Source organism: Streptomyces sp. NPDC057565, from assembly GCF_042801455.1.
Classification (GTDB): Bacteria; Actinomycetota; Actinomycetes; order Streptomycetales; family Streptomycetaceae; genus Streptomyces; species Streptomyces yanii.
The window spans coordinates 39,884-58,103 of sequence record NZ_JBHVFU010000026.1; the positions used below are offsets into that span (position 1 = coordinate 39,884).

The 18,220-nt window shown below is 68.5% G+C and carries 10 protein-coding genes and 4 pseudogenes; 11 read left to right on the plus strand and 3 right to left on the minus strand.

Annotated elements, in window-relative coordinates:
- Positions 1-55: 55 nt before the first annotated feature.
- Positions 56-199, plus strand: a pseudogene (locus ACFU8W_RS32165) (XRE family transcriptional regulator); the annotation flags it as partial.
- Between the two features lie 451 nt (positions 200-650).
- Positions 651-1,910 carry a M14 family zinc carboxypeptidase gene (locus ACFU8W_RS32170; RefSeq protein ID WP_384044604.1) on the plus strand — a complete coding sequence of 420 codons (1,260 nt, stop codon included), beginning with the start codon at positions 651-653 and terminating at the stop codon, positions 1,908-1,910.
- A 392-nt stretch (positions 1,911-2,302) separates the two neighbouring features.
- Here the strand turns inward: ACFU8W_RS32170 and ACFU8W_RS32175 are convergent, their stop codons facing one another.
- On the minus strand, positions 2,303-3,496 hold the full coding sequence (locus ACFU8W_RS32175; RefSeq protein ID WP_384044607.1) for a M14 family zinc carboxypeptidase: 1,194 nt from the start codon (positions 3,494-3,496) through the stop codon (positions 2,303-2,305).
- A 282-nt stretch (positions 3,497-3,778) separates the two neighbouring features.
- On the opposite strand from ACFU8W_RS32175, the gene ACFU8W_RS32180 reads away from it, so the two are divergent.
- Positions 3,779-4,831 carry a M14 family zinc carboxypeptidase gene (locus ACFU8W_RS32180; protein ID WP_384044610.1) on the plus strand — a complete coding sequence of 351 codons (1,053 nt, stop codon included), beginning with the start codon at positions 3,779-3,781 and terminating at the stop codon, positions 4,829-4,831.
- 402 nt (positions 4,832-5,233) lie between these two features.
- Here the strand turns inward: ACFU8W_RS32180 and ACFU8W_RS32185 are convergent, their stop codons facing one another.
- The gene (locus ACFU8W_RS32185) at positions 5,234-6,835 is read right to left on the minus strand and encodes a peptide-N4-asparagine amidase (RefSeq protein WP_384044613.1); all 1,602 of its coding nucleotides are present in this window, start codon (positions 6,833-6,835) and stop codon (positions 5,234-5,236) included.
- A 174-nt stretch (positions 6,836-7,009) separates the two neighbouring features.
- Between ACFU8W_RS32185 and ACFU8W_RS32190 the strand changes: the two are divergent.
- Together ACFU8W_RS32190 and ACFU8W_RS32195 are read left to right on the plus strand one after the other, a co-directional pair.
- Positions 7,010-7,182: pseudogene (locus tag ACFU8W_RS32190) on the plus strand (alpha-ketoglutarate-dependent dioxygenase AlkB); the annotation flags it as partial.
- Positions 7,183-7,526: 344 nt separating this feature from the next.
- Positions 7,527-8,384, plus strand: a complete 858-nt coding sequence (locus ACFU8W_RS32195; protein ID WP_384044769.1) for a serine protease — start codon at positions 7,527-7,529, stop codon at positions 8,382-8,384.
- On the opposite strand, the pseudogene ACFU8W_RS32200 reads toward ACFU8W_RS32195, so the two are convergent.
- Positions 8,381-8,567 (minus strand): annotated as a pseudogene (locus ACFU8W_RS32200) (D-aminoacylase); the annotation flags it as partial. The gene ACFU8W_RS32195 and the pseudogene ACFU8W_RS32200 overlap by 4 nt on opposite strands.
- Here ACFU8W_RS32200 and ACFU8W_RS32205 point away from each other — a divergent pair.
- From ACFU8W_RS32205 to ACFU8W_RS32230, 6 genes and pseudogenes are all read left to right on the plus strand, one after another.
- Positions 8,558-8,968, plus strand: a pseudogene (locus ACFU8W_RS32205) (Scr1 family TA system antitoxin-like transcriptional regulator); the annotation flags it as partial. The pseudogenes ACFU8W_RS32200 and ACFU8W_RS32205 overlap by 10 nt on opposite strands.
- 131 nt (positions 8,969-9,099) lie before the next feature.
- Entirely contained in the window at positions 9,100-9,558 is a 459-nt protein-coding gene (locus ACFU8W_RS32210; protein WP_384044616.1) for an HIT family protein, read from the plus strand.
- Between the two features lie 807 nt (positions 9,559-10,365).
- Positions 10,366-10,512, plus strand: a complete 147-nt coding sequence (locus ACFU8W_RS32215; RefSeq protein WP_384044618.1) for a hypothetical protein — start codon at positions 10,366-10,368, stop codon at positions 10,510-10,512.
- A 102-nt stretch (positions 10,513-10,614) separates the two neighbouring features.
- Positions 10,615-12,258, plus strand: a complete 1,644-nt coding sequence (locus ACFU8W_RS32220; RefSeq protein WP_384044621.1) for a family 20 glycosylhydrolase — start codon at positions 10,615-10,617, stop codon at positions 12,256-12,258.
- Positions 12,259-12,810: 552 nt separating this feature from the next.
- Positions 12,811-16,353 carry a beta-galactosidase gene (locus ACFU8W_RS32225; protein WP_384044624.1) on the plus strand — a complete coding sequence of 1,181 codons (3,543 nt, stop codon included), beginning with the start codon at positions 12,811-12,813 and terminating at the stop codon, positions 16,351-16,353.
- 369 nt (positions 16,354-16,722) lie between these two features.
- Complete coding sequence (locus ACFU8W_RS32230; RefSeq protein WP_384044627.1) at positions 16,723-18,210, plus strand: sulfatase-like hydrolase/transferase; 1,488 nt, start codon at positions 16,723-16,725, stop codon at positions 18,208-18,210.
- Positions 18,211-18,220: the final 10 nt, after the last annotated feature.

The window sequence follows — 18,220 nt, forward strand, 5'->3', positions numbered from 1 at the left end:
GGCGGGCTCGCGCCGCGCGTCGGCGCCCGGGCCGAGCCGCCGTCCCGGACGCCCGGCCGACGACCAGCAACTCGTCAACGCCCACATCTGGGGCGCCAACGCCTACGCCGCCCCCGTGTGGCATCTTCGCCGACACGGGACAGGCGGCATGTTCGACACCTACGCCGACAGTTTCGACGCCGCATGGACGACCGCAACCCGGCGACCTGGTCCCTGCCGTTCTATGGGCTGGCGGATGACGACTCCCCGATGCCGGAGACCCGCCGTCGGCGCGTACCGGGCTCCGGGTCGTCTCCGATTTCCTCAAGGAACGGGCCTTCAATCCAGACGTGTCAGGTTATCCGGGGTGGACGACTGGGGCGCCCAGGATTCTCCCCGTGCCCGGTGGGGCAGGGCTCAGGGGCCGCCGGGCGGACCGGAGGCAGGGTCGGCACCATCCGGGGTGCGGCTGTCTGCTGTCGATGGCGTTGTGCCGGCCTTATGGGCTGACCTGACGCACATCCGGCGCCGCCGCCTCCAGGCCTTCGGGGCCGTTCGCCGACATGGGCATTCATGTACGCCCCATTGACCTTTCCTTGACCCTCGGGTCAGCATCATCCGGAACGCCCCCCACGTCAGTGCCACCCGTCACGTTGTGAGGAGCCCGCCCCATGCGCACCTACCGCAGCACGCGGAACACCCGTCCGCGAGCGCTACGCACAGCCGTTGCCACCGTCGCGGCCTTTGCCGCCCTCGGTGCGGTACTGGTCACCACACCGGCCGCCGCCACCGCCACGGCCGCCGAAAGCGATCCCGGCAACTGCAAGACCTCCGACGATCCGTCCTGGTCCGGCTGGACCGACCACAATCAACTCGGCGCCACACTGCGGCAGATCGAGAAGACCAGCAAGGGCCGGGTGCAGGTCGAGGTCGCCGGGCGCACCACCCAGGGCCGCGAACTGTGGGCCGCGCGAGTGGGCACCGGCCCCCGCGTCCTGATGGTGACCAGCGCCATTCACGGCAACGAGCGCACGGGCACGGAGGCCCTCATCGGCATCCTCAAGGAGCTGGGTTCGAGCTCTGGTCCGAAGACCGCCGAACTCCTCAGCAAAGTCACCCTGGTTGCCATGCCGATGGTGAACCCAGACGGCGGCGAGCTCAACCGTCGTATCAACGTACGCTCCTGGGACCAGACCGTCGCGCAGTTCCCCCAGCTGGCCGGGGCGCCGCGGGCCTGGTACCACAGCCTCCGCGGCGACGGCATCGACCAGCCCGGCTATGACCTCAACCGGGACTTCAACCCGGATCTGAACTACGTCCCGCAGGCCTCCGACCTTCCCGGCGCGCAGACCGACGCCGGCTTCTTCCTCTCCCCCGAGTCGCGCGCGATCCGTGACACGTATGTGAAGATGCGCAATGAGAAGGGATCTGTCGACGGGTTCATCGATCTGCACCACATGGGTCCCTGCGAGCGCATCACGGGGGGCCCTCAGGACGGCAAGCTGATCACGGTCTCGCTGGACTATCCGCCGCTCGGCACGAACGATGGGGCCAAGTACAAGAAGCAGTGGCCGAAGCTGGACCAGGACAAGTCCCGCCGCTATGCGCTCACGGTGGCCAATGGCATCGCCGACGCATACGGCGAACAGTCAAGGCTCGCCGCGACCGGCCGCTATCTCCACCCCGACGCGCGCGAATACGCCGGCCAGGGCCGCTCCGCTTTCGCCCTCAACGGAACCGGCACAGTACTCTTCGAAGTCCGCGGGCAGCAGGACGACTTGGGACAGCGGCAGCGCGGCATGTTCGTCCAGTCCGTACGTACCGGAGTGGAGTCCCTGATGACGGGCCTGGCCACGGGCAGCGCCGACCGGGTCAACGGGGACGACTTCTTCAAGCTGCCGGACTACGGGTGGGAGACCACGGCGGACTGACCTCGGCGGAACGGGTCCCGTGCGCAGGCACGTGACCCACGGCAGACGCGGCCCGCGGCAGGTTCCCAACCTGCCGCGGTTACCGCGTCTGGTCGGGTAGCCGGAGACCATTACTGATCTCCGGCCCCCTCACCGAACAGCCCCCGGTCCTGGACGAGGTCGCCGTGCTTGCCGCCGCCGCAGCCTCGCTCATGGACCCGTGGCGGGGAGCAGCTACCCTCCAGGACTGACGCCGCCGCAGCGCGAGGCGGCGCGGCAGCCGCGGCCGCAACACCCGGGCGGCCCGAGCGATCCCGGGGCCGATGGCGCGCACGGCCCGGCCGAACGGTCGCCGCGCGACGATCACCACGGTCAGTGCGGCGACGCCGGCGACACGCGGGCTGTCCGCTCCGTCAGACGCCGGGGCCGTCGGAAGGCAGCGAGACGCGCGTCGGGATGGCGTCGTAGACGCCCGTGTCGAGGGAGTTCACCGAGCCGTCCGCGACGGCGTCGACCAGGCCGCCGAGCCCGGTTTCGACCATCTTGGTGAGCATGCCGTTGCGCTTCATGCCGTCGTACTGGGTCTGCGAGGACGTCTCGAAGAGAATCGCCGCAGAGCCGCGCAGCTGGTACGAACCGAGCGCGGTGCCCGGCAGGTTGGTGGACTGTGGGTAGAGGGTCAGCTTGCCGTAGGAGGACTTGCCCCGCTTCTGGAGCGCCTCGTAGACGGCGACGTTGGCACGCTTGGAGGCGGCCATGTCGAACTTGGGCCAGTTGCCGAACTCGGCCGGATCGTCGATGAACTTGGCCGAGATGGACAGCGGCGACATGCTCTCCATGTCATCGGTGGCGTAGCAGGACCACTGGTTGTGCAGGTCGACGAAGTAGTCGACTGTGCCGAACTCCTGCTCCAGCGAACGGTAGATATCGCGGGAGGTTCGCGCCTCTGGAGTGATGTACCAGCCGGTGTCGGCGCTGTCGCCCGGGAAGTCCTCGGCGGCGGGAACGTAGTCCAGGTTCGGGTGGAAGTCACGGTTGATGTCGAAACCGCCGACCCGGGAGTTGTAGTTCCACGACGGGGACGCACCCGCCAGCTGCGGGAAGTCGGCGACGACCTCGTCCCAGGTCATGTTGTTCTGCCGCTGGTCGAGCTCGCCTCCGTCGACGTTCAACCGGGGGATGACCACCACGGTGACGTTCTTCCGCAGCTTCTTGGCCGCCGGGCTGTCAGAGCCCCACTGCTTGAGCAGCTCCAGGGCCGCCTCGGTGCCGTGCATCTCATTGCCGTGGATCTGCGTCTGCACGTACACGACCTTGTCGCCCTCGCCGACGCGCGCGGTGTGGATGGCGCGGCCCTGGTTGGAGTACCCGGCCACCTCCACGTCGACGGTGCCGCCGGTGCTGGTCTCCAGCTGCTGGAGAGCGGTGGTCAGTTGCGTGTAGTCGACGAAGCCGTTGTTGCCGGATCCGGAGGCCTCGGTGCCGCAGTGGGACACCGGCGGGATCGCGCCGTTGGTGGGGTTGCCGGTGGCGTTGGCGGCGACGGTGGAGAGGCCGGTGATCAGGGCGGTGCTCGCCAGTGTGGCGACCCATTTCCGAGCGGACATTCACTGCTCCTCAGGTGTCGTCAGGCACTTCCGAGGGGGGTGTGCGCCACTCTAGGCGGCCGAGAGACATCTGTGAACCGGGCCTTGCTCCTGTCGCATGCCCGCCTGGCCAGGCGGGCTGCCGTCCTGCCTGCAATGGCCATGCACTTCGCGATATTTCCTCGCCAAATGCTCTCATCTGCAGCAACGCCGGTTAGACATGAGGCCATTGACGGGTTTTCACCAAGATCATATGCTCGCCGCTCGCCATCAGACGCTGCTCGCGACACCAGGGAGGCACACATGCGTAGGTCCAGTTTCACCAGGTCCGCCCGTACTACTACCGCCGCTCTCACCGGCGCACTCCTGCTGACCGGTGCCCTGTTCACCGGCACCGCCGCTGCGGTCGGGGAAGGCCCCGACTACCGGGGCAATGAGACGATCAACACCTCGATCCTGTCCACCTACGACGACGTGGCCCGCTTCCTGAAGGACCAGGACGCCAAGCAGGACGCCATGGAGCTCGAGGTGATCGGGCAGACCGTCAAGGGCCGCGACATCCACCTGGTCAAGTACCTCAGCAACCCGGACAACCCGACGATCCTGTACCTGGCGCAGCAGCACGGCAACGAGCAGCTGACCACCGAGGCCATGCTGCACACCATCAAGTCCCTCGGCTCGCCGTCCAAGGCCTCGCTGCTCAAGAACGTGAACATCCTCTTCATCCCGATGTTCAACGCCGACGGAGCAATGGGCGACGTGAACTTCCCCCTCGACGGCTACCTCGCCAAAGGCGAACGCCACCTGACCCGCTACAACGCCAACGAGGTCGACCTCAACCGCGACCACGTGGCCAAGGAGCAGCCCGAGACGCAGGCCCTGCACGAGAATGTGTTGCGCGCCTACGACGTGGACTACGCGATCGACCTGCACCACCAGGGCACCCAGTCCCGCGTGAACGGGGATCTGGTGTCCGGTTCGATCCTGTACCCGACGACCCCGGACGTCTCGCCCGAACTGGTCGAGAAGTCCAAGCGGCTCGGCTCCGTGGTGTACCACAACGTCGACCGCACCGGCTGGGGCCACATCGGCCGGTACGACGGGGGCTCGGCCAACACCATCGGTCGCAACGGCATGGCGGCCGAGTACGGCATCGCCACGCTGCTGTTCGAGATGCGCGGGATGAGCGACCACGAGTACGCACCGTATGTACTCGGCCAGAAGTCCAACGGCTACCTGATCCGGCAGTCGGTGCTCACCATGGAAGCCACTATCAAGGCGATTGCGGACGGCTCGATCGACCAGGCGGACACCTCCTTCTGGGACACCCTTCCCCAGCAGTGCAACACCTGCTGACGACGCCACCACCGCGGTGAACCCCCCCGGGTCACCGCCCCTCGGAGGGCGGTGACCCGGGGGTTGCGCTGCCCGGCAGTGCGGGTGCCGATTAATCATCCGGCCAGGTCAAGCAGCACGTTGGTACTCGCGAAGACTCCCTTCCCGCCCGAAGGCGGGGATTCCCTCCGAAGGAGGAAGGATGGAAGTCCCCCGACGGGACCAACTCGGCGAAACCCCTCATGAGCAGCTGCTTGACCAGGCCGGATGATGTGTCGGCACCCGCAGCCTCGGGCTGATCCGGGGCGGCCGGCTGCAAGCTCTCATCCGGGGGTCGTATCGCGGTCGAAGCGAACTGACATTCGAAATCACATGAGTTGGAGAGCGCGGAGCCCGGCACGCGCAGCCGGGCCCCGCGTGGGCTCAGCAGCCCGTACGGTCCTCCGTCAGGGCGCCCTGCTCGGTCCGTAGTGTGCGGTCGTAGCAGCCCTCCGACCCGTCCAGCCGGTAGCGCTCGTTCGACGTGCCGACGGCATGGCGCTGGTCACGAGGGACACCCAGCGTCCAGGTGGCGTCGCCGGTGTACGTATCGTCGAGCCGCGACCAGGAGATGCGCTTGCCGGCGCGTACGACCGAGGTGTCCGCGCGGTCCCCGAGCGTGAGGACGGTGCGCAGTCGGTTGTCCGTGCCGATCGTGGTCTCGCCGTCCATGGTGTAGACGCGATGGGTGTGCGCGACCCGCGCCGGGCCGCGGCCGTCCACGGTCACCGTCTCGTCGTCGTCCCAGCGCGACGTGAGCCCGTCGGTGTTCTCGTCCTCCGTCCAGTGGTGGGCTGAGGTATTGGCGACGGTGCGCGAGACGGTGGTCTCCACGCGCCCGTGCGAGGTGTTCACATAGCCGACGACGGTGAGCCGGTGGCCACCCTTGGTGTCGAGCCGGTTCAGTGAACCGGGCGTGATCGTCGTCGAGTTTGAAAGATCGTTCTGATCGTGCTTCGTGAGCGCCCCGGTGACGTGCTCGCTGCCCTCGTCCTGCCAGACGAGGACGTTTGTGGGTGTGCTCCAGCCGCTCTGCCCCTCGGGGAGGCCCGCGACCGACACCTCGACACGGTGCTCGCGCCCGTCATTGAGGATGCCCGCGAACGGCGTCAGGTCGTACTCGATCGGCTTCACGTCGAAGGCACGCGGCGCCGGAACGACGTACCACAGGAAGGGGTTGGACCAGCCGCCGGTCCACACGTTCGGGAACGGCGCCGCGATTCCCGCGAGTTGGCCGTCGACCTTGACCTGCACCTCGCGGTACGGACCCTTGTCCGCCTTGCACGAGTAGGACGCGGCGTCCGGCACGGTCAAGTACCAGTACTCCTCACAGCCGCCGCCGGATCCGGTGGCGTACACCTCGGCGACGATGCGCTCGGAGTTGCGCGGCGTGGTCAGCGTGGCGCCCTCCAGCGGGAGCACCTTGTCGGGCGTCTCGGCGGCCTTCGTACTGCCCTTCGCGGCATAGAAGGTCAGTGTGACCTTGACGTCGATGACGCCGGTGTATGTCTCGTCGACGACATTGCCGATGAGCATTTCGACGGGCTGCTCGCGGCGCAGTGTGTCGCTGTAGTGGGTGACGTCCTTCTCCACCGACCAGGTGATCCCGTCGACGGAGGGCTCGGGCGTGGACGTACGGAACACTTCGACGCCGCCCATACGGAGGTAGCCGAGCCGGTCGTACTGACGGCCCTTCACCTTTCCGTCGAGGCGCAGCACCACCTTGCTCCAGCGGTCTCCGCACTCCATGGGCGGGGCGTAACTTCCCCTGTACGGCTTGAAATCACGGAACTGCGCCTCGGCGACGGTGACTTCGCAGGATCGGGTGTCGGGCTTCTCGATGGCCGGCGCCGCGGTCAGCGGGTCGTGCCAGTCGGTGCCGAACTCCACAGGAACCGGCTCGGCCGCGGCCGCCGGGCTCGCGCCGAACGCCGATCCGGCGGCCAGCACCAGTCCGGCGAGCATGGACGTGATCTGTCGTTTCATGAGTCAGGAGTGAAGCGCGGGATGAACAAGTGCGCCAGGGGTGAATGTTCGATCTTGTCGTGATCTATGTGCTCGTGCGGGAAAATCCATTGTTGCGAACTCCGGCGGAACGCGAACCTTGCACGGATTCATCACTCGCCACCCCTCGGCGCTCCATGGGACGTCAAGCAGATTCGTGACCTGCTGCTCCGCCCCGTAGGGGCGGCGGGCCGACCGTGCGCAGAGCCCTCGGGCATGACGACCTCATCGTGATGGGCGGCTCCTGCCGGCGCACCTGGGACCACGCGATCCCCAAGTCGGCGCGGGCGTCCGGGCCCAGGATCAACCGCCAGTTCCGGCCGGACGGGGGTGCGCTGAGCCGGCACCCCCCGTCCACCGCTTCGGCCATCCCGCCTGCCGCTCCGGTGACCCTGCCGGAGCCGACGTGACCTGGGGGAGCACCAAGTCGCGCACCCTGAGCGCGAGTTCGGATCCGCATGTGCACCGGGCCCGGCCCGTGCCCGTGTCCTCCGCGCCTGCGGACCGCGGGGGGAAACGGACTTGATCCCACCCCTTGTCCCGCCGCCCGTCGGCACCGAAGAATGCGCACGGCAACCATCGGCTACAGACGTCACACCCGGCGTCGGCAAGGGGGCTCCACCCAATGTCACCCGCAGCACCGATGACACGCACGACACGTCGCTCACCGAGGATCGGCAAGGCGCTCACCGGCGCTGCGTTCGCGCTCGCCCTGGTCGGCGCGGGCGCGGCACCCGCCGTCGCCGGGACCGCGGGCGGGGACGCCGGCACCCGCGCGAGACCGAACGACGCGCCCGTCACGTTCGCCGGCACCGTCGCGCTCAGCAACTGTTCCGGCTCCGTCGTGCGCACCCCGCAGTCACAGCCCGACGACCCCGCCCTCGTGCTCTCCAACGGGCACTGCATCGAGGGCGGCTTCCCGAAGGCCGGCCAGGTCATCGTGGACCGGCCGTCCACCCGCACGTTCAAGCTCCTCGACGAGGACGCCGGGGTGCTCGGCACGCTCCAGGCCGACCAGATCTCGTACGCGACGATGACCGACACCGACATCTCGCTGTACCGGACGACCACGACCTACGCCGAGATCGAGAGCAAGTACCACGTACGGCCGCTGCTGCTCGACCCGCGCCACCCGCGCAAGAACACCGAGATCACCGTGACGTCGGGGTACTGGAAGAAGCAGTACAAGTGCTCCGTCGACGGGTTCGTGGACCAGCTCAAGGAGTACTGGTGGACCTGGAAGGACTCGGTGCGTTACACGCCCGAGTGCCAGACCATCGGCGGCACCTCCGGCTCCCCGGTGATCGACGACCACACCGGACGCGTGATCGCCGTCAACAACACCCATAACGAGGACGGGGAGCAGTGCACGCTCAACAACCCCTGCGAGGTCGACCGCAAGGGGCTCATCACCGTCCGCCACGGCACGCGCTACGCGCAGGAGACCTACGGGATCGTGCCGTGCGTCGTCGACGGCAGCAAGCTCGACCTGGGCCGCAAGGGATGTGAACTCCCCGTGCCCCAGGCCTAGTCCGCAGAGGGCGTACGCCGTACGGGCCGGCTGCGAGCAGGTCCGTGCGGCGGCGTCCTCGATGACGTACCGCCCGTCGATCGGCACGTGGGGGATGCCCACCGGCAGGGTGCGTGGCGCCTCGAACGCCGAGCCCGCCGCCACCGTGTCCGGGTCGAAGGGTGCGTATCCCCGACGGCGGAGCGGAGGCGGCCGCGGCCCGGGTCGAACGCTCCCAGGTCATTCGGAAGCCGGGGCATCGGTGTTTGCTTCTCGTCGAGGAGTCGGTGCTGTACTTCCAGCTCGGCACCGCCGAGTCGGCGGCCGCCCAGCTCGGGCACCTGCTGTCCGTCGGGGCGCTACCCGCGGTGTCGCTGGGAATCATCCCGATGGCGACGCGGGAGCGGGCGCTCTGGCCGCAGGAGACCTTCCACATCTACGACGACGCCCTCGTCTCCGGGGAGCTCCTGTCCGCGTAGGTGAACATCGCGCAGCCGAGCGAAATCGGGCTCTGCCTCAAGGCGTTCGAGCAGCTACGGAGCATGGCTGTGTATGGCGCGGATGCGCGCGTCCTGATCGTGAAGGCGATCGACGCATGGGGCTGATCGTGGCTGCGGATGGGTCTCCGGCCTTGGGGCTGACTGGTGGGCCCGCATGTTGAGGTGTCGCGTATTCGCCGACCTTGCCATTGCTCCGGCTACTCTTCGTGGCTACGACGTCGGGAGGGGAGCCAGCCGTGGGCATTGTGGACTGCGTGTTCTGCGCCATCGCTCAGGGAGAAGAGGAGGCCAGTCTCGTCCATGAGGACGAGACAGTGCTGGCCTTCATGGATCTTCAACCTGTGACTCCTGGCCATCTTCTGGTCGTTCCCAGGACCCACGCAGTCGGATTGGAGGACCTGGATGTCCGGACCGGGGCGAGGGTCTGGGAGGTAGCACACCGTCTTGGGCGGGCACTGCGTCGCTCGGGTCTCCGTTGTGAGGGCGTCAACCTGTTCCTGGCCGACGGCGAGGCCGCCTTCCAGGAGGTCTTCCATGTGCACCTTCATGTATTTCCGCGGTTCGCGGATGATGGGTTTCGAGTGGATGCCGAGTGGCGAGTGCGTGAGCGCAGTGAGCTCGATGCCACTGCAACAGCCGTGCGTGGAGGACTGTCCCAGATCCGCCATGGCGTCTTCGGAGCGGGTTCATCGTGAGCGTGAGTGGTCGGCGGGGGCCTATCGAGCGCAGGTTCCTCCAGCCTCGGTGACCAGGCGGGCGGCGGTCTTGTCGTGGTAACCGAGGGCCTTGGCGATGACGGGGCCGGGGCTTGGAGGACGAGGTGCCGGATCGACGAGGTCGGGGCCCTCTGAAGGGGAAGGCCGAGTTTGCGTAGTCCGTCCCGCAAGCGCGTTGACGAGCGAGGCAACCGCCCCCAAGCCCACCACGGCGGCGAGGCCTCCCACCATGATCTTCATACCGGGAGGGTGTTCAGTGAGCTGTGGCGCCCCTCCGAGCTGCTGACCACTCGCGGTGGTGCTGACCGTACACGTGACTCTGCCTCAATCCGGTTGCTGCCGATGAAGCTGAACCTCTTTGCCCGTTCGCGTAGACGAAGTGTGAGCGGTCCAGGGGCACATTGTCGGTAAGGATCAGAAACAGGTACCTAGGAGAACGGATCGAGCTGCGCGACGAGCCAGAACTGGGTGGGGCCGATGAGTACGTCGAGACCTTCGCCGTGTGAAGGGACTAGACCACTCCGGTCCGTGGCGCTAAGTTGCTCGAAACTGAATGGAACTCAGGCTTTTCAAGTATGTACGTGCATCGCTGATTGCCGTCCAGGGAGTCCCCGTGCCATTGCGAGTGCAGAGAAGTCCTGTGCCATCCTGCTGTCGCGCTCCGCGTCTGCTGGTCGCGGCGGTCCTCACGATCCTGGTGGGCCCGGCGGGTGTGCCGGCGGCAGCCAGTGCCGAGAGGCCGCGCCCGCGGCGGCGGCCACCGCGCTCGTTCCGCGCCCGGTCGTCGTGGAAGATGCGGCTGGCGATGAGCCGTTCGTCCTGCGTCCCTCTCTCGCCGTCGTCGCACAGGGTGAAGCAGCGCGTGTCGGTGAGCAACTCGCCAACGCCTTCGCCGGCGCCGCGGAGATCAACGTCGGAGGCCGCCCCGCCTGAGACCGGCACGCGGACGCGACGCGCCCCGATGCCGGGCGGGTGAGAGGCCCGGCAGCGGAGGCGGCGCCAGGACGAGGTTCCACCGAGAGGAGCACGCGCACGATGGAGCAGTCGAGAGTGAGCCGTCGGGGCTTTGTGGCCGCCGGCCTGTCCCTTCCCATTCTGGCCGGAACGAGGACCCCTGCCTTCGCGGGCGTCGCCGAAGGCGCAGGCGCAGGGCCGGCCATCCCGGAAGCGGCCCCGCCGACGGTCCTGCCTGCCGTGCAGCGATTCGAGGCCGGGGCGGTCGCGAAGGAACTCGTTCCGGCAACGCGCATCGTTCTGCACCCGGCTTCGGCACGCGATCTCCGGCCGGCAGCGGAGGTGCTCGCGGAGGAGTTGGTGGCAGAAGGACACCTGACGCGGGCTCCGCGGGTGGCCGTGTCCCGGAACTCCAGGCCGCACGACATCGTCCTGCGACTGGGCGAGGTGGACCAGGCCGAGCATTCGGAGGCGTACTCGATCGTCACCGACGAGGCCGTCACGGTCATGTCCCCGACCGCCGTCGGTGTCTTCTGGGGCACCAGGACGCTGGTGCAGGTGCTGCGCAGCGGCCTGCCCGCTGGCAGGATCGTCGACTGGCCGGCCCTCAGCGAGCGGTCCCTGCTGCTTGACCTGGGCCGGAAGTACTTCACACCGGACTGGATCAAGGCTCTCATCCGCGAGATGTCGTTCCTGAAGATGAACGCGCTCCAGCTCCACATCTCCGAGGGGCTCGGTTTTCGAGTGGAGTGCGAGACGCATCCGGAGATCGTCTCGGCGGAGCACCTCACGAAAGCGGAGGTGCGGGAGATCCTGGCCTTCGCGCAGAAATATCACGTACATGTCAATGTCGACGTGGACACTCCGGGTCACATGGACCACATCCTGTCCTTCCACCCCGAGTACCAACTTGTACTTGCCAACGGCACCCGACACTCCGGCTTTCTGGACTTCAGCAAGCCGGACGCGCGGCGACTCGTCCACGAGATCGTCAGCGAGATGTGCGATCTGTTCGACGGACCTGTCTTCCACCTCGGCGGCGACGAGTTCTTCCCGGCACCGTGGCAGGGGACGGGACCGGATGTCGTCTCGGACCGGACGGCGCCGCAACTGGTGCAGTACGCACGGGACGTGACTGGAAACAGCTCGGCCACCGCACACGACGGATACGAGTTCTACATGAACGAACTCGCCGATGTGGTCCGGTCGAAGGGCAAGACGGCGCGCATGTTCAACGACGACGTCCATCCGGGCGAGGGCGTGAACCGCGTCGACCCGCGTACCCAGGTCGACGTCTGGATACGCTGGAACTCGGCAAAACCGAACGCCGGGCAATACGTCACTGCCGGACATGAGGTCATCAACTCCAACGGTGACTACCTGTACTTCATTCTCACGTCGGAGGGTCTCGGAACGGGCCCCTACAAGAATCCGCGGGGGATCTACGAGCGCTGGACCTCACGGACGTTCATGGGGGCCGCCGGCAGCGCGGGTGATTACCACCTGCCGGAGCACGCACCGGTTTTCGGCGCCCATCTGTCCGTTTGGTGCGACTCACCCAGCTCCATGGGGCAGGACGAAGTGGCGCGGTTGCTGCAGGAGTGGCTGCAGGTGTTCGCACAACAGACCTGGGGTTCCCCCAAGCCGGCCGAGACGCTCGAGGAATTCCGGGCCATGGTCGTGGAACAGGTGGGAACGGCGCCTGCAGCCCGGCTGCGTGACTGACGCGGACCCGGCTCGCCCCCGGGCCGTCGCGGTCTCAGGGCGGCTGACCTCCGCGCACGGGCGCGCCTGTCCGACTTCCGGCCGGGCGTCGCCCCTGGTGTTGTCCGGCGGTGCCGTCGAGCCGCGGTGTGGCCTCGGTGACGCCCGCCTGCACGGCCCCGCTGCGGATTCTCGCGGGAGCATGCGTGATGGCCGAGGTGTCCGCCCGCAGCTCCGTCGGGACTCCTCACGCGCCGCAACTCCTCGGCCGGCAGGCACGCATGCGTGTTTGACGTGGTCGGGACGTGTTGTTTCCCGGTCGTAACCATTGGCCCCGGGGAGCCTGCTCCGTACGTCCATCGACATCCGACACTCCGAGCGGCTCTCGGAAGCCCGGCCTGCTCTCGTACGGGCCTCTCGGAAGAAGTCCCGCAGTAGCTCGCCCGATGGCCGCACATACCTGGCGCGCCCACCACTGCCCGCCGCAGGCCGCGGAGGGACGGCCGCGCCGAGGCGCACACCGCAAGCAAGCAACGTAATCGCTACTGCGTGAACCCCGCAGAAGGGACAGAAATGACTCACACCACGGGCACTCGCCGTACGAGTGGCCCTCCCTCTTCCAGAACGCGCCGACGGGGCGCTGTACGCCGTCTGGCGCTGGGAATCGCGCTGGCGCTCGCGGCGCCGGCCGCAACGGCGTCGGCCACGACGGCGGCCGGAGCCGAGACCGCGCCACCTCCCCAAGTGCCGGTGGCCGCGCGGCAGGCGCCGGTATTCGCCGGCAACGACGGCCTGCGGCACACGGTGACCTGGGACGCCGACTCCCTGAAGATCGACGGCAAGCGCCTCAACATCTGGTCCGGAGAGTTCCATTACTGGCGGCTGCCCAGCCCCGACCAGTGGCGGGACGTCCTGCAGAAGATGAAGGCCTCCGGGTTCAACGCCGTCTCGCTGTACTTCTTCTGGGGCTACCACTCCAGCAAGCCGGGCTCCTACGACTTCACCGGCATCCGCGACATCGACCGCCTACTCACCATGGCCGAGCAGGAGGGCCTGTACGTCATCGCCCGTCCGGGGCCGTACATCAACGCCGAGGCCTCCATGGGAGGCCTGCCCCCGTACACCACCACCTACGGCGGCGCCTCGCGCACGTCCGACCCGCAGAACCTGGCCGCCGACCTGGAGTGGCTGAAGGCCGTCAACCGCATCATCGCCCGCCACCAAATCACCGACGGCGGCGGCAGCGTGATCGCCTACCAGGTCGAGAACGAGCAGATCGACCACTCCGCCCAGCGGATCGACTACATCGAGAAGCTGCAGAGCGCCGTCCGGGACGACGGCATCACGGTGCCGCTGTTCCACAACGACTGGGGAAACGGGCACGGCTGGAACGCGCCCGGCAGACCCGGCGGTTCCAAGCTCGACCTGTACGCCTTCGACACCTACCCCCTCGGATTCGACTGCAAGGGCAGCCGCGGGCGGCTCGGCGACTTCGAGTCCCGCGTCCGTTCGTACTCGCCGGACACACCCGTGTTCATCGCGGAGGGTCAGGGCGGCGCGTTCACCGCGTGGGGCCGCGACTTCCAGACCGGTGAGTGCGCCAAGTTCGTCGACCCGGCCTTCACCCGGCAGTTCGCGGTGAACAACCTGGCCAACGGTGTCACCATGTTCAACCACTACATGGAGTACGGCGGTACCAACTGGGGCTGGACCGGTGACCCCGGGTCGGGCTTCACCTCCTACGACTACGGCGCGGCGCTCTCCGAGGACCGGCGGATCACCCCGAAGCTCGCGGTGCAGAAGGAGTTCGGATACCTGCAGCAGGCCGTCGCGCCGCTCTCCTCCGCACGCGCGGTGACCGCGCCCCCGGTCACCGCCACTGGCGGGAAGGTCGCGGTCGGGCAGCGGCTGTCCGCGGAGGACGCCGCCTCCACCTCCGTCTCCGGTCACGGCGCCCGGCTGATCACCCTGCGGCACGCCGACAGCAACGACACCTCGACCAGCAAGGTGACCTTCCCGCTGGACCTGGGCACCGTCCCCGGTCCGCCGGGACCGGCCTCCTACCGCTGGAACGACTCCGGCCCGGACGCCCTCACATACACCGGCTCCTGGCAGCACGCCTCCGGCCAGAGCTGGACCAGTGGCGACTACAAGGACGACGAGACCTTCTCCGACAAGGCCGGCGACAGCCTGGAGGTCACTTTCGACGGACCGGTGGTGCGCTGGATCGGACCGGACTCGGTCAATCACGGCACAGCCGACGTCTACATCGACGGCGTCAAGAAGGCCACGGTCGACAGCTACGCGCCCTCCGCGGTGTTCCAGCAGGTCAAGTACGAGGCCGACGACCTCGGACCGGGCCGTCACACGCTGAGGATCGTCGTCACGGGCAAGAAGGGCGACCCGGCGTCGCAGGGCACCTTCGTCTCCGTGGACGCCATCGACACCACCCCCACGACCCCGCCCGCGCCGCAGCCCTCGCCCACCGGCTACCCCCGTGTCCCGCAGCAGCCCGGCACCGCGATCACGCTGGACGGGCGCGACGCCAAGGCCATCGTCGCCGACTGGGCGTTCGGCCCGCACCGGCTGGTGTACTCCACCTCCCAGGTGCTCACCCGGCTGTCGGTGGGCAACGACCTGCTGGTGCTGGACGGCACGAAGGGCGAGGACGGCGAGACCGTGCTGCGGTACGCCTCCCGGCCGAAGGTGGCACAGCTGGACGGCGCTCCGGTCGCCACCACCTGGGACGCGGCCCGCGGCGACCTGCGGCTCAACTACACCCACGGCGGCACCGCCTCCGTACGCGTCAGCGGCGACGGCCACGACCTGACCGTCCTGCTCACCGACCGGGACACGATCGCCAACACCTGGCACCTGGACACAGGCAAGGGCGAGGTCCTCGTCCAGGGCCCCGAACTCGCCCGCACCGCACGCCTTGTTGGAACCCGCCTCGACCTGACCGGCGACACCCGCTCGGCCGGGCGGCTGCGTGTCTTCGCACCGCGGGACGTCGCCGTGCTCAGCTGGAACGGCCGCAGGGTTCCCGCCCACCGCGACGCGGCGGGCGCCCTGGTGGCCACGCTTCCCGGTCCGCAGGCCCCGGCCATGCCCGCGATCGCACAGTGGCGTACCGCCGGTTCCGACCCCGAACGCACCCCCGGCTTCGACGACTCGGGCTGGGCGAGGGCCGGCCGCACCACGGCCGACAATCCTCGGCACGGTCCGGGCGCGGCCTCGGGCGTGGTGCTCGACACCGACGAGTACGGCTTCCACGAGGGCGACACCTGGTACCGCGGCCACTACACCCCCACGACGGCGAGCAGCACGGTGACTGTCACCGCCCGTACCGGCACCGCCGGCGACGCGCTGGTGTGGCTCAACGGCACCTACCTCGGCGCCCAGGGCGACGGTGCCGCCACCTACAAGGTCCCTGCCGGCCTGACGGAACCGGGCAAGCCCGCCGTGCTCGCGATCCTGGTCCGCAACATGGGCCAGTACGAGGACTGGTCCGCCGACGGACGCTCCAAGGGCGGCCGGGGCCTGGCCGACGTGGCCGTTCCCGGCGCCGGCACGGTCCAGTGGCGGATCCAGGGCGCGGTCGGCGGTCCCGACCCGGTCGATCCCGTGCGCGGCCTGTACAACAACGGCGGCCTGTACGGCGAGCGGAAGGGCTGGCACCTGCCGGGATCCCCGACCGCTTCCTGGGCCACGACCACCGCGCTGAAGAGCGACCGCCCGGGTGTGCGCTGGTACTCCACCGTCGTCGACCTGAACCTGGCGCGTGACACCGACACCGCGGTCGGCCTGCGGATCGAGGACGCCTCCGGACGCGCGGCGAAGTACCGGGTACAGATCTTCGTCAACGGCTGGAACACCGGACAGTACGTCAACAACGTCGGCCCCCAGGACGAGTTCGTCATTCCCTCCGGGTTCCTCAAGGCCCGAGGGGCCAACACGATCGCACTGGCGATCACCGCCGAGCAGCCCGGCGTCGGACCGGACGCGGTCCGACTCGTCGACCGCGGCACGGTGCTCGGCGGGGTCGACGGCGGACAGAACGCCTCACCCGGCTACCACGCCGTCCTCGGCGGTGATGTGCCCGCCGGAAAGGGCTGACCCCGCCCTCGTCACGTTGATGGCCGGACTGCCACAAGCGGTCCGGCCACCAGCGCGTCCCGACGGCCGAGCCCGGCCCGCGCCTCGGCGAACAGCGGAGTGCTCGGCCATTTCTTCCTGAGTTCGCCCTAAAGGCGGGTAGGTGGCGGCCCGATCGAGCCCAGATGAGCACTTCGCGTGGCCGTTCTACATACGGGACGGCCCGAAGGGGCGGGTGATGCCGCCGTCGAACCTCTTGTGGAGCAGCGCTGGCCTGAATATGATCCGACTCAGGAAAAAAGAGTGTCGCCGCCCTCCCGCGGCCCCTTGCCAGTGGTGCCCGCCGGCTCCGCGCCTCCTCACCTGAATCGACCGGAAGGTCTCCCGCTCGTGCCAGTTCGCAACATCCTGTTCCTGATGACCGACCAGCACCGGGTCGACACCCTGGGCTGCTACGGCAACCCGGTGGTCGACACCCCCGCACTCGACTCGGTGGCGGCTGAGGGCACCCGGTTCGACAGCTTCTACACCCCGACCGCCATCTGCACCCCCGCCCGCGCCTCGCTCTTCACCGGCCAGCACCCTTTCCGGCACGGCCTGCTGGTCAACCCCGAGCGCAATGGCGGCGCCCGGGACGAGGTCGAGGACGGCACGCCGGTGCTGTCCCAGCCCCTCCTGGACGCCGGCTACCACGTCGGCCACGTGGGCAAGTGGCACATCGGCCGTACCCGGGGCCCGGAGTTCTACGCCATGGACGGTGAGCACCTGTCCGGGGCGCTCAACCCTGTCCACCACCCCTCCTACGAGGTCTGGCTGGAGAGCCGCGGGTACCCGCAGTTCGCGGTCAAGGACCCGGTCTTCGGTTCGGCGGCGAACGGCACCGGCCGCGGCCACCTGATCGCCGGCCGCCTCCAGCAGCCCGTTGAGGCCACCATCGAGGCATACCTTGCCGACCGGACGCTGGAGCTGCTCGACGGCTACGCCGCCGACTGGCACAGCGAGGGCAGGCCGTTCATGCTCTCCTGCAACTGGTTCGGCCCGCACTTGCCGTACCTCATCCCCGACGAGTACTACGACATGTACGATCCCGCGTCGGTGCCGTTGCCGGCCTCCATGGCCGAGACCTTCGCCGGCAAACCGGACGTGCAGCGCCGCTACGCCGACTACTGGTCGGCGGACCACTTCGACGCCGCCGCCTGGCGCAAGCTCATCGCGGTCTACTGGGGCTACGTGACGATGATCGATCACCAGGTCGGCCGTCTCCTGGACGCCTTGAAGGCCCACGGCCTGTGGGACGACACCGCGGTGGTCTTCACCGCCGACCACGGCGAGTTCACCGGTTCCCACCGGCTCAACGACAAGGGACCGGCCATGTACGAGGACATCTACCGCATCCCCGGCCTGGTCCGGATACCCGGCTGCCCGGCGCAGGTCCGCGACGACTTCGCCACCCTCATCGACCTGCATCCCACGGTCCTCGACCTCGCGGGACTTCCCGCTCCCGCGGAGTGCGACGGACGCAGCCTGCTGCCCGTCCTGCACGGCGAGCCGGCCGACGGCACGCGCGAGCAGGTGGTCACCGAATTCCACGGCCACCACTTTCCGTACTCGCAGCGCATGATCCGCGACCGCCGGCACAAGCTCGTCTACAACCCCGAGAGCGTCAACGAGCTCTACGACCTCGAGGCCGACCCGCACGAGCTGCACAACGTCCACGAGGCCCCCGCGTACGCCGGCGTACGAAGCGACCTGACGGCGCGTCTCTACCAGGAGCTGCTCCGGCGTGGGGATCCCGCCTACACGTGGATGAGCTACATGTCCGACATCGGCGGCGGCCGCGCGCCCGACGTCGACGGAGTCGCGGACGAGGTCGCATGAGACAGGACAC

Excerpts from the sequence above, each read along its gene's own strand:
- ACFU8W_RS32170 (WP_384044604.1), top strand. The coding sequence starts at position 651 with ATGCGCACCTACCGCAGCACGCGGAACACCCGTCCGCGAGCGCTACGC.
- ACFU8W_RS32175 (WP_384044607.1), bottom strand. The coding sequence starts at position 3,496 with ATGTCCGCTCGGAAATGGGTCGCCACACTGGCGAGCACCGCCCTGATC.
- ACFU8W_RS32180 (WP_384044610.1), top strand. The coding sequence starts at position 3,779 with ATGCGTAGGTCCAGTTTCACCAGGTCCGCCCGTACTACTACCGCCGCT.
- ACFU8W_RS32185 (WP_384044613.1), bottom strand. The coding sequence starts at position 6,835 with ATGAAACGACAGATCACGTCCATGCTCGCCGGACTGGTGCTGGCCGCC.
- ACFU8W_RS32220 (WP_384044621.1), top strand. The coding sequence starts at position 10,615 with ATGGAGCAGTCGAGAGTGAGCCGTCGGGGCTTTGTGGCCGCCGGCCTG.
- ACFU8W_RS32225 (WP_384044624.1), top strand. The coding sequence starts at position 12,811 with ATGACTCACACCACGGGCACTCGCCGTACGAGTGGCCCTCCCTCTTCC.